The sequence below is a fragment of the Phenylobacterium sp. genome (assembly GCF_024508875.1).
Lineage (GTDB): Bacteria > Pseudomonadota > Alphaproteobacteria > Caulobacterales > Caulobacteraceae > Phenylobacterium.
On sequence record NZ_JANINU010000180.1, the window covers coordinates 19,499 to 30,162 of the forward strand.

At 70.4% G+C, this 10,664-nt stretch carries 12 protein-coding genes; 8 read left to right on the forward strand and 4 right to left on the reverse strand.

All coding sequences use genetic code 11. The annotated features are described in order from the left end of the window. Positions 1-71 precede the first annotated feature (71 nt). The 7 genes from Q0L11_RS14035 (at position 72) to Q0L11_RS14065 (ending at position 6,277) form a co-directional block, all read left to right on the forward strand. Positions 72-1,061 carry a YafY family protein gene (locus Q0L11_RS14035; protein WP_296598037.1) on the forward strand — a complete coding sequence of 330 codons (990 nt, stop codon included), beginning with the start codon at positions 72-74 and terminating at the stop codon, positions 1,059-1,061. 46 nt (positions 1,062-1,107) lie between these two features. Next, a complete protein-coding gene (locus tag Q0L11_RS14040) occupies positions 1,108-1,254 on the forward strand; it encodes a hypothetical protein (protein ID WP_296598038.1) in 147 nt (48 codons plus the stop codon). Between the two features lie 95 nt (positions 1,255-1,349). Next, positions 1,350-1,769 (forward strand): hypothetical protein, encoded by a 420-nt coding sequence (locus tag Q0L11_RS14045; protein ID WP_296598040.1) that lies wholly within the window; start codon positions 1,350-1,352, stop codon positions 1,767-1,769. Positions 1,770-1,771: 2 nt separating this feature from the next. Further along, positions 1,772-2,590, forward strand: a complete 819-nt coding sequence (locus Q0L11_RS14050) for a D-alanyl-D-alanine carboxypeptidase family protein (RefSeq protein ID WP_296598042.1) — start codon at positions 1,772-1,774, stop codon at positions 2,588-2,590. Positions 2,591-2,688: 98 nt separating this feature from the next. Then, positions 2,689-4,785 (forward strand): prolyl oligopeptidase family serine peptidase, encoded by a 2,097-nt coding sequence (locus tag Q0L11_RS14055; protein WP_296598044.1) that lies wholly within the window; start codon positions 2,689-2,691, stop codon positions 4,783-4,785. 8 nt (positions 4,786-4,793) lie between these two features. Continuing rightward, positions 4,794-5,804 (forward strand): CorA family divalent cation transporter, encoded by a 1,011-nt coding sequence (locus Q0L11_RS14060; RefSeq protein WP_296598046.1) that lies wholly within the window; start codon positions 4,794-4,796, stop codon positions 5,802-5,804. Beyond that, positions 5,804-6,277: an NUDIX domain-containing protein gene (locus Q0L11_RS14065; RefSeq protein ID WP_296598047.1), complete on the forward strand. Its 474-nt coding sequence runs from the start codon at positions 5,804-5,806 to the stop codon at positions 6,275-6,277. The genes Q0L11_RS14060 and Q0L11_RS14065 overlap by 1 nt, the downstream gene beginning before the upstream one ends. On the opposite strand, the gene Q0L11_RS14070 is transcribed toward Q0L11_RS14065, so the two are convergent. Continuing rightward, a complete protein-coding gene (locus Q0L11_RS14070) occupies positions 6,274-7,056 on the reverse strand; it encodes a LytTR family DNA-binding domain-containing protein (protein WP_296598048.1) in 783 nt (260 codons plus the stop codon). The genes Q0L11_RS14065 and Q0L11_RS14070 overlap by 4 nt on opposite strands. A gap of 142 nt (positions 7,057-7,198) precedes the next feature. On the opposite strand from Q0L11_RS14070, the gene Q0L11_RS14075 reads away from it, so the two are divergent. Next, on the forward strand, positions 7,199-8,272 hold the full coding sequence (locus Q0L11_RS14075) for a sensor histidine kinase (RefSeq protein ID WP_296598049.1): 1,074 nt from the start codon (positions 7,199-7,201) through the stop codon (positions 8,270-8,272). Here the strand turns inward: Q0L11_RS14075 and Q0L11_RS14080 are convergent. The 3 genes from Q0L11_RS14080 to Q0L11_RS14090 all read right to left on the reverse strand — a co-directional run. After that, positions 8,269-9,615: a von Willebrand factor type A domain-containing protein gene (locus tag Q0L11_RS14080; RefSeq protein ID WP_296598051.1), complete on the reverse strand. Its 1,347-nt coding sequence runs from the start codon at positions 9,613-9,615 to the stop codon at positions 8,269-8,271. The two genes, Q0L11_RS14075 and Q0L11_RS14080, sit on opposite strands and share 4 nt — an antisense overlap. Positions 9,616-9,658: 43 nt before the next feature. Next, the gene (locus tag Q0L11_RS14085) at positions 9,659-10,018 is read right to left on the reverse strand and encodes a hypothetical protein (RefSeq protein ID WP_296598052.1); all 360 of its coding nucleotides are present in this window, start codon (positions 10,016-10,018) and stop codon (positions 9,659-9,661) included. A 97-nt stretch (positions 10,019-10,115) separates the two neighbouring features. Then, the coding region (locus tag Q0L11_RS14090) for an SDR family NAD(P)-dependent oxidoreductase (protein ID WP_296598053.1) at positions 10,116-10,664 on the reverse strand (549 nt) is incomplete at its 5' end.

Below are 10,664 nucleotides of genomic sequence, written 5' to 3' on the forward strand. Positions count from 1 at the left end.
TCGCTCCTTGCGGAAATTCGATGGTTCTGTTTTTGTCTGCGTCCTACGACAAAAACGGACGTGCATTTTCCATGCGCCACGAAAAAGGGACGAAGCTGCTGGAGCTGGCCCGGATGCTGGCCTCCAGCGCCGAGGGGCTCACCCTCGACGAGATGGCCCAACGCCTGGGGGCGAGCCGGCGCACGGTCGAGCGCATGCGCGACGCGGTGTGGGAGATGTTCCCGCAGATGGAGGCGATCGACGACGTCTATCCGTCCAAGCGCTTCCGCATCCCCTCGGGCCTCGACGGCCTCTTCCAGGCCCCGACCGCGGAGGAGCTGGCCGCGCTGTCGGCCGCCGCAGAGCTGCTGGACCGCCAGGGCGCCGCCGCCCGCGCCGCGGCGCTGCGCTCGCTGGAGCAGAAGGTCATGTCGGCCACCCGCGCCTCGGCCCGCCGCCGCCTCGCGCCCGACCTCGAGGCCCTGCTGCAGGCCGAGACCATCGCCGTCACCGCCGGTCCGCGCCCCTTCGAGGAGGAGACGGTGCTCGCCGCCGTGCGCGAGGGGCTGAAGTCACTGTCCACACTGCGCTTCCGCTACGAAGGCGGCTCCACGCCCGGCCGCACCCGCGAGGTCACGCCCTACGGCATCCTGTTCGGCCGCTCGAACTACCTCGTGGCCGAGGAGGTCGGGGCGGGGACCGGCCCGCGCAACTGGCGCCTGGACCGGGTGCTCGACGTCGAGGTGACCGGCTCGCCCGGCGCGCCGCCCGAGGACTTCTCGCTGCAGGCCTACGCCGACGAGAGCTTCGGCATCTACCAGGACGACACCCACGACGTCGTCCTGCGCATCCTGCCGGAGGGCCGCGAGGACGCCGTCCGCTGGCGCTTCCACGCCCGCCAGAAGGTCGAGGCCCGGCCCGACGGCTCGACCGTGGTCCAGTTCCGCGCCAGCGGCATGCGGGAGCTGGCCTGGCACCTGTTCACCTGGGGCGACAAGGTCGAGATCGTCGAACCTCAGGCGCTGAAGGACATGATGCGCGGCGAACTGGAGGCCGCGGCGAAGATGCACGTCCGGAACTGACGTAGATCGGCGCCAAACCTCTCCCATCAACTCAGGAGAGACCGCCGTGACCACCGCCCTCGACTACGCCGCCGTCTACGAGAACGAGTTCCGCCCCGGCCGCCGCCTGCGCCGCGCCGTGGCCCGCGTGATCTGGGCCGGCCTCTTCGTCGTGCGCCCGCACGTCGCGATGAGCATCCTGCGGGACCGATGACGCCACTCTGGAGCGCATCTTTTCCAATAACAATGTTTCGTTGACTCTTCGCGTCCAGTGGCCAAGCTTCTGCTCGGCTCCATCGGAGGAACGTCATGACGGACGTCGTCAGCGCCCTGGATGCATATGAGTGGCTGCAGCTTCTCGGCCTCGGCGGCCTGGCCGGCGCATTGGGGCAGGGGGTTCGCACCGTCGTCGGCCTGAAGAAGGCGCAGGATGCGGCCAGCGCCGAGGGCGTCTCCGTGGGAGACGTGATCGCCGTTCACCGCATCGTCGTCTCGCTGCTGATCGGGTTCATCGCCGGCGCGCTGGCGGCGATCGGCATCTTCCACGACCTCGCCAACATCGGCGCGCAGCAGATCCTGGCGGTCGCGACGGCCGGATATGCCGGCGCCGACTTCATCGAAGGCTTCGCAAGCCGCGTTTCCGGGTCGCCCGGTGCGCCGGCCGGTCAGGAAGCCGTGGGCACGGGCTCGGCGTCGCGCGGCGCCGGCGCGGATGACGCAGTGGGGTAGCCATGCCGACGATCGCGCTTCTGGGCCGGGTCACGGTCACCGCACGGGTGAACGTTCGCCAAGGCGCCCCTAACAAGCAGGCCGCGGTCCTGCGCAAGCTGGACGCCGGCGCCGTGGTCGACGTCCAGGGTCTCGCCGTCGGCGAGGCGGTGCAGGGTAACGCCCACTGGTATCGCCTTGAAGGCGACGCCTACATCTGGGCGGGCGCCTGCGGTCCGTTGCAGGGCGCGCAGACTCCGGCCGCCACGCCCGCGGCTTCGACCGGCAACGGCGCCGAGTTCGATGGTTTCGGACTGACAGCGGAGTTTGCCGGCAAGCTCAGCCAGTTGTTCGCCGCCTGCCGCCAGCACGGTTTGGAATTCCGCATCAGCCAGGGCCTACGCACGCCGCGCACTCAGGCGCTCTACTACTGCCAGTGGGCCGAGCGGTCCCCTGCGGATATCGACGCCAAGATCAAGATGCTGAACGATGCCGGCGCGCCGTGGACGGCGGCGGTGCTCGAACGGTTCCGCGACACGCCCAGGAAGCCGGCCTGGCAGACCAACGCCCTTCCGGGGGCGGGTTGGCACCAGTGGGGGGAGGCGGCGGACTGCTACTGCTACCGCGGCGGCAAGATGGTCGAGAGCGGCTCGGATCCGGCTTACAAGACCTATGCCGACCTGGCGCGCGAGCTCGGTCTGACGCCGGGCTATTATTTCAAGAAGCAGGATTCCGGTCACGTGCAACTGCGGCCCGCCGGCGGCGCGACGGACATCTACGCCTGGAGCCATATCGACAGCGTCATGAGCGCGCGCTTCGCCGAGAAGCCGTCGGTCGTCTGAGGCGCGCCCCCGCCGGCGCTGAGGCGGGGCGAAATCCCCCTTGAGCTTCGCCCCGCCACGTCGTCTATCGGCGGCTTGGTTCAAGCTCGGGGTGAACGATGAAAGCGCGGCTGCTCGCCACCGTCCTCGCAGGAGTGTTTCTCATGGGGGCGGCGGCGCCTGACAACGATCCCTATGCCTACATGGAAGAGATCGAGGGGGCCCGGGCGATGGAGTTCGCCAAGGCCGAGAACGCCCGCTCGCTGCCGCAGCTCCAGAACGATCCCCGCTACGCCGGCCTCTATGCCGACGCCCTGAAGATCGCCACCGCCAAGGACCGGATCCCGAACGTGGGCTTCGCGGGCGAGGGCGGGGCCCTGCGCGACTACTGGCAGGACGCCGAGCACGTCCGCGGCGTCTGGCGCACCACGACGCTGGCCAGCTACCAGTCCGGCGATCCCGAGTGGAAGACGCTGCTCGACCTCGACGCGCTGTCGAAGGCCGAAGGCAAGAACTGGGTCTGGAAGGGCGCCGACTGCCTGCGTCCCGACGATCGCTACTGCCTGGTCAGCCTCTCGAACGGCGGCAAGGACGCGGTGGTCGTCCGCGAGTTCGACACGCAGGCCGGCAGGTTCGTCGACGGCGGCTTCACTCTGCCCGAGGGCAAGCACCGCTTCGACTGGATCGACAAGGACACGCTGTTCGTCGTCACCGATTGGACGAAGGACGCCGTCACCACCTCGGGCTATCCCTACATCGCCAAGCTGCTGAAGCGCGGCCAGCCGCTGGCGTCGGCGAAGCAGGTGTTCGCCGGCCAGAAGACCGACGGCGGCTACGGCGTGCAGTCGATCGTGCTGCGCGACGCCTCGGGTAAGGTCGAGGCCGTGGTCATCCAGCGGCCGTTGGACACCTTCAACGCCGAATACTACCTGCTGTCCGGCGACCGGCCGCTGAAGCTGGACCTGCCGAAGAAGTCCTCGGTGCAGGGCCTCGTCTCGGGCCGCGTCCTGGTCAGCCTGGAGGAGGATTGGGCGGCCAGGAATCTGAAGGAAGGCGACCTGGTCGACTTCGACCTGGCGGCCTTCCGGCGCAAGCCCGACGCCCTCTCTCCGACCCTGGTCCTGCGCCCCACGATGAGCCAGAGCGTCGAGCAGGTGGCCACGACGAAGAACCGGCTCGTCGTCACCCTGCTCGACAACGTGAAGGGCCAGGTCCTGAGCTTCCAGCGCAAGGGCGCCGCCTGGACCTCGAGCGGCCTGGACCTGCCGAAGGACTCCACGATCGGCATCGCCTCGGCGTCTGACGCCGATGACCGGCTGATCGTCAACGTCCAGAGCTTCCTGACCCCGAACAGTCAGTGGCTGGCCGACGCGTCGGGCGGCAAGCCGGCGCAGCTTCGCACACTGCCCGCCCGCTTCGACGCCTCGAAGTTCGTCACCGAGCAGTTCTGGGCCACGTCGAAGGACGGAACCAAGGTCCCGTACTTCGTCACCCACGCGAAGGACATGAAGCTGGACGGCTCAAACCCGACCCTGCTGAACGCCTACGGCGGCTTCCTGATCAGCCAGTCGCCGGCCTATTCGGGCGCCATCGGCAAGCTTTGGCTGGAGAAGGGCGGCGTCTTCGTCGTCGCCAACATCCGCGGCGGCGGCGAGTTCGGCCCTCGCTGGCACAACGCCGGCCTGAAGCTGAAGCGCATGGCCGTCTACGACGACTTCTTTGCGGTCAGCCAGGACCTCATCGACCGCAAGATCACCAATCCGAAGAAGCTGGGCATCATGGGGGGCTCCAACGGCGGCCTGCTCATGGGCGTCGCGCTCACCAAACGTCCCGAGCTCTACAACGCCATCGTCATCCAGGTGCCGCTGTTCGACATGATCGGCTACGACCACATCGGCGCCGGATCGTCATGGATCGGGGAGTATGGCGATCCGAAGGTGCCGGAGGAGCGGGCCATGCTGATGACCTACTCGCCGTACCAGAACCTGAAGCCCGGCCAGCCCTATCCGCGGGTGTTCATCGAAACGTCCACCAAGGACGACCGGGTGCACCCGGCGCACGCCCGCAAGGCCGCCGCGCGGCTTAAGGAATACGGCTACGACTACCTCTACTACGAGAACATCGACGGCGGTCACGCCGCCGCCGCCAACCTCAACGAGCGCGCCATGCGCCAGGCGTTGGAGTACACCTATCTCCAGCAGCGGCTGATGGACTGAGTTCGGAGGTGGGTCTTGGGGTAAGCGTCCATCCGACCCTGGAAGACCTGGTGGGTCCGCGCTCGGGCCTGCTGTGCGCCTACCGCTTCGGCGAGGGCGGCGTCGCACAGGCCGTGACCGAGGCCGGGTTCTCGCCCGAGCCAGGCGCGTGGACCTGGGCGCACCTGGCCCTCGGCGACCTGCGCTCCAAGCTGCTGCTGGACAAGGTGCCGGACCTGCCGGCCGACGCCCGGGCGCTTTTCCTGCAGCGCGAGGACCGGGTGCAGCTCGAACAGGCCCGCGGCTGGGTGTTCGGCGTGCTGCCCGACCTGGAGCGCGACCTCGACGGGCGGCCGCAGGGCGAGGGCCGGCTGGTCTTCGCCCTGGACGGGACGCGGCTCATCACCGGCCGGCTGCATGCCCTGCGCGCCATCGACGACCTGCGACGGGAGGTCGACGGCGGCCAGCCCTTCGATGGTCCCGCCGCCGCGCTCGCGCGGCTGGTCGAGCACTACGTCGACCGAGTTGAACAGATCTTCGAGGACCTCGGCGCCGAGCTCTCGCGGGTCGAGGACTATGTGCTCACCGAGCCGCAGGACCTCGCCGACACCGGCCTCGCGCCCGTCCGCCGCAGCCTGTCGCGCTATCGGCGCGAGGTGCAGTGGCTCCGCGGCGCGCTCACCCGCGCCTATGCGGGGCGCGGGTCGCGGCGCGTGGCGATCCTCGGCGAGTGGCTGCCCGACCTCGTCGCCGCCGCCGAGGACCTGGACCGCGAGGCCGCCTCGCTGCAGGAGCGCGCGCGCCTGCTGCACGAAGAGGTCGACACCCTGATCACCAACGCCACCAACCGCGCCATGCGGACGCTGACGGTGATCTCGACGCTGCTGATCCCGCCCACCCTCATCACCGGGGCGTTCGGCATGAACCTGGGCGGCATTCCGTTCGCCCATTCGCCATCCGGCTTCTTCGCCGTCGCCCTGTTGTGCCTGGGCGTCGTGGCGGGCCTCCTGTGGATGCTGCGCCGCATGGACATGCTGTAGTGGCGAGCCTCAGCGCCGGCGTGTTGGCCTGGCGCCCCCGGCCTGCGGGGCCCGAGTTCCTGCTGGTCCATCCGGGCGGCCCTTACTGGGCGAACAAGGACGCCGCCGGCTGGTCGATCCCGAAGGGGCTGGTGGAGGCGGACGAGGACGGCTGGTCCGCGGCCCGGCGCGAGTTCCGCGAGGAACTGGGGCTCGACATCGACGGCGACCCGCAGCCCCTCGGCCCGGTCGCCTCGAGCGGCAAGGTCGTCCACGCCTGGCTGGTGCAGGCCGACCTCGACGTCTCGCGGATCGTCAGCAACACCTTCGAGATCGAGTGGCCGCCCCGCAGCGGCCGCCGGCAGACCTTCCCCGAGGTTGATCGCGCCGCCTGGTTCGACGCCGCCGCCGCCGCGGTGAAGATCCACAAGGGCCAGCGCCCCATCCTCGCCGAGGCGCTCGCGAGGCTCGCCGCAGGCGGCGCCCCGGCCTAGCGCTGCTCCAGCAGGCGGCGCACGTCGCGCAGATAGGTCTTGCCGACCCGAAGCTCCTCTCCAGACGACATCTGGATGCGAAAGTCGCCGTAGCCGCGGTTCCGGATCGACTTGATCCGATCTGTACGAACGAGGGCTGAGCGGCGGATGCGGATGAATTGGGCGGGATCCAACTGCTCTTGCACCGTGGCCAGCGGCCCGCGCATCAGGCAGGGCCCGTCGCGGGTGTGCAGGCGCACATAGTCGCGGTCGGCCTCCATCCAGTCGATGTGGTGCGCCTGAGCCCGCACGTGTTCGCCGCGCCGCTCGACCCAGAAGCCGGTGGCGTAGGCGGGCTCGGTGTTGGCGGCTTCCTCGCGCAGCGCGCGCACCAGCGAGCGGAGTTCGGCGGCCCGCAGGGCGGCGTCCTCGGCCGATAGGGCGCGGCGCGCCCGGACCAGCGCCGCACGCAGGCGCTCCAGTTCCAATGGCTTCAGCACGTAGTCCACCGCGCCCACCTCGAACGCGCGTACCGCGAACGCCTCGTGGGCGGTGACGAACACCACCAGCGGCGCGCCTTCGTCCGCCAGCCGTTCGATCAGCTCGAAGCCATCTAGGTTCGACATCTGGATGTCGAGCAGCACCACGTCGGGCTTCAGGGCCTGGACCAGGGCTAGGCCCTCGGCGCCGCTGCGCGCCCGGCCCACCAGGGTCACGTCCGGCATGTCGGAGACGGCGATCTCCACCCGGCGCAGCGCCAGGGGCTCATCGTCGACGGCAAGCACGCGGAGCGGGGGCATGGGGGCGGCCTTCGGGCGGGCCGGCGGTGTCCCACGCTGGGGGCGGGCCGGTAAACCGCGTCCGTCGACGGATCGTCCCCCTTCGTCGATCCGCAGGCCCGACGGCGGCCTCACCGGGCCTAGAGGCGGGCGGGGAGAGGGGATGCCTGACGTGATCGACAGCCGGGATCGGCGGGAAGGCCTGCGCATGGCCGGTCTCGCCGCGGTGTTCTGGACCGGCATGGAGCTGTGGACCCAGGTCCTGACCGCCATGCGGGGCTCGCCGCTGCCGCTGCGCTACGCGCCGGGGCACGTGACGGGCGTGCTGATCGCCTGCGCGCTCAGCTTCGCCGGGTTCGCCGCGATCCGCGCCGTGCGCAGCCGCCGCGGGCCCGTGCGCGCGGCCGTCACGGTGGCGGTGCTCGCCACGTCGGCGGTGCTGTTCGCCGCCTCCATGCCCCTGATCCACCAGTTCACGCCCATGCTGCGCAGCGACGACGGCTACAGCCTGCGCCTGTTCGCCTGGGAGAGCCTCTACTGGCTCACCCCGTTCGGTCTGTGGGTGCTGCTGGTCCAGGTGATCGAGAGCGGCCGGCGCGAGCGGCGGCGCGAGGCCAACCTCTCCGAGGCCCTGATCGCCGCCCGCGAGGCCGAGCTGCGGGCGCTGCACTATCAGGTCAATCCGCACTTCCTGTACAACGCCCTCAACTCCATCGCGACGCTGGTGCTGGACGGCCGCAACGCCGAAGCCGACCGCGCCATCCTTCGCCTCTCGGCCTTCTTCCGCTCCAGCCTGACCCGCGACCCGCTGGACGAGGTGCGCCTCGCCGACGAGATCGCCCAGCAGCGGCTCTACCTGGCGCTGGAGGAACTGCGCTTCCCCGACTGCCTGCGCGTCCGCGTGGATCTGCCCCCCGACCTGGCCGACGCCGAGACCCCCAGCCTGATTCTCCAGCCGCTGGTGGAGAACGCTGTGAAACACGGGATCCACGCGCCGGGCCGGGAGACCCTGATCGAGATCGTCGCCCGTCGCGATGGGCCGTCCCTGCGGCTCCAGGTGGCCGACAACGGCCCCGGCGCCGGGGCTGCGGGCGGGACGGGCGTCGGCCTCGCCAACATCCGCCGCCGCCTGGCCGCCCGCTACGGCGAGGCCGCCTCCGTCACGGCCGGGCCGCACGCGGAGCGCGGCTACGTGGCCACCGTGACGATCCCCCTCCGGTTCGCGCCGGAGGCCTAGTCGCTCGGCGCCCGCGCCTCAGCGGCGGCGCGGACGAGCTGGACGAACTCCGCCCGCTCGCCGAACGGATCCTCCCCGCGGCTGGCCTGGGCCAGCGCGACGATGTCGTTCCAGCCGAAGTCGGCCGAGACGCGCGGGTCCTGCTTCAGCTTCTGCCCGAACGCCGCCACCGCCACCGCCCAGCGCGTCGGCTCCGGCGCGGCCGCGAGGCTGGGCTTAAGGTCGGCCCGCGTGATCGGCCGCTCGATGAGCTTCGACGTCGCCTGGCCCGGCAGCTTGTAGCGGATCTTCAGGTAGGCCAGCTCGCCCGAGGGCGAGGGCGGCGGCGCCTTGCCGCCGTAGCGCAGCGGGTCGGCTGACGGCGGCGCGCCGGCCGGGGTGATCTCGTACAGCGCCGTCACCGACGCGCCGGCCCCGACCTCGCCCGCGTCCACCTGGTCGTTGTTGAAGTCCTCGCGGTTCAGCATCCGCGTCTCGTAGCCGATCAGCCGGTACTCGCTGACCTGCGCCGGGTTGAACTCGATCTGGATCTTCACGTCGTCGGCGATCGGGAACAGCGACTTGGTGAAGTCCGTCCGGAACAGCTTGCGGGCCTCGCGCAGGCTGTCGACGTAGGCCGCGGTCCCGTTCCCGTTCTGCGCCAGCGCCTGCATCATCGTGTCGTTGTAGTTGCCGCGGCCGTAGCCGTAGACGGAGAGGTAAATCCCGTCCTTGCGCTTCTCCGCCACGAAGTCCTTCAGCTTCGACGGATCGGCCACGCCGACGTTGAAGTCGCCGTCGGTCACCAGGATCACCCGGTTCACCGCCTTCGGATCGAAGTTCTCCTTGGCGAGGGCGTAGGCGAGGCTCAGGCCTTGCCCGCCGGCGGTCGAGCCGCCCGAGTGCAGGGCGTTCAGCGCGCAGCGCATCTTCAGTTTCTGCCGGCCGTCCGTCGGCGCCAGCACCGCCCCGGCCGAGCCTGCATAGGCCACCATCGCCACCCGATCCTGCGGGCGGAGCTGGTCGATCAGCAGCGACAGCGACTTCTGCGCCAGCGGCAGCCGGTCGTCCGAGCTCATCGACCCTGAGGTGTCGATCAGGAACACCAGGTTCAGCGGCGGCTGCTCGCCCTTGGGAACGTCGAAGCCCTGGATGCCCACATGCAGGATCTGCCGCTGGCCGGACCAGGGCGAAGGCGCCAGCGCCACGTACGAGCTGAACGGCGTCGAGCGGTCTTGCGGCCGGGCGTAGCCGTAGTCGAAGTAGTTGATCATCTCCTCGACCCGCACCGCGTCCGTCGGCGGTCGGGCGCCGTCGTTCAGGAAGCGGCGGACGTTGGAATAGGCGGCGGTGTCCACGTCCACCGAGAAGGTCGAGACCGGATCGCTCGCCGTCTGCTTGATCGGGTTAGCCGTAGGGCTGATACCTCTGCGCCGTGACGACCATTTCCTGGACGGCGGCCTTGCCCGTGGGCGCGATCCGGCGCTCGACCGGCGGCAGGGGCAGGGGCGGGATCTGCGGCGCCGGCGCGATGGACGGCGGCGGTGGAGCCGGGGGCGGCGGGCCGGCGTAGGTCGGCGCGGGTCGGCGCATCACGACGCCTCGCCCGTAGTCGGGCCGGGCCGGCGCGCGGAACCCCAGCTCGGCGCAGGCGTCGGCCGACGGTGTTCCATCCACGATCCGACGCGGCTGCGCGGTCGCGCCCGGTCCCGAGGTGACGGCGGTCAGGCCGGCCAAGGCCGCCACGGGCAATCTCTTCAGCGTCATCCGTGTTCCTCCCGGTGACGCCCCCCGAGGCTAGCTACGCCCACGGATCGTGGCGGACGCAAGGCCTCGCTTCGACAAATAAATGACTGTTGTAATTTTAGCGCACGAAGCTCGCGCCGTTGATGTCGATCACCGCCCCGGTCATCGACGCCGGCGCCTCCAGCGCCAGATAGGCCGCCGCGCTCGCCACCTCGGCGGGATCCGCCACCCGGCCCAGCGGGATGTCGGTCAGCAGCTTGTCGCCGCCGCGGCTTGCCACATAGTCCTCGGCCATCCCGGTCATCGTGAAGCCCGGGCACACCGCGAACGCCAGAATCCCTTCACGCGCATAGCCGCGGGCGATGGACTTGGTCATGCCCACCATCCCAGCCTTGGACGCCGCATAGTGCCAGTGGGCCGGGCTGTCGCCGCGATAGGCGGCGCGGCTGGCGATGTTGACGATCCGCCCGCCCCCCTTCTCACCTTGGGCCCCCCGCTCGCGCCAGTGCAGGATCGCCCGGCGGCAGAGGTCGGCCGAGGCCTGCAGGTTGATCTGCATCGTCCGGCCCCAGCCGGCGTGCCAGTCGTCCAGGCCGGCGTCCACCGCCACCGGCTCGAACACCCCGGCGTTGTTGATCAGCACGTCCACCCGGCCCAGCCGCGCGAT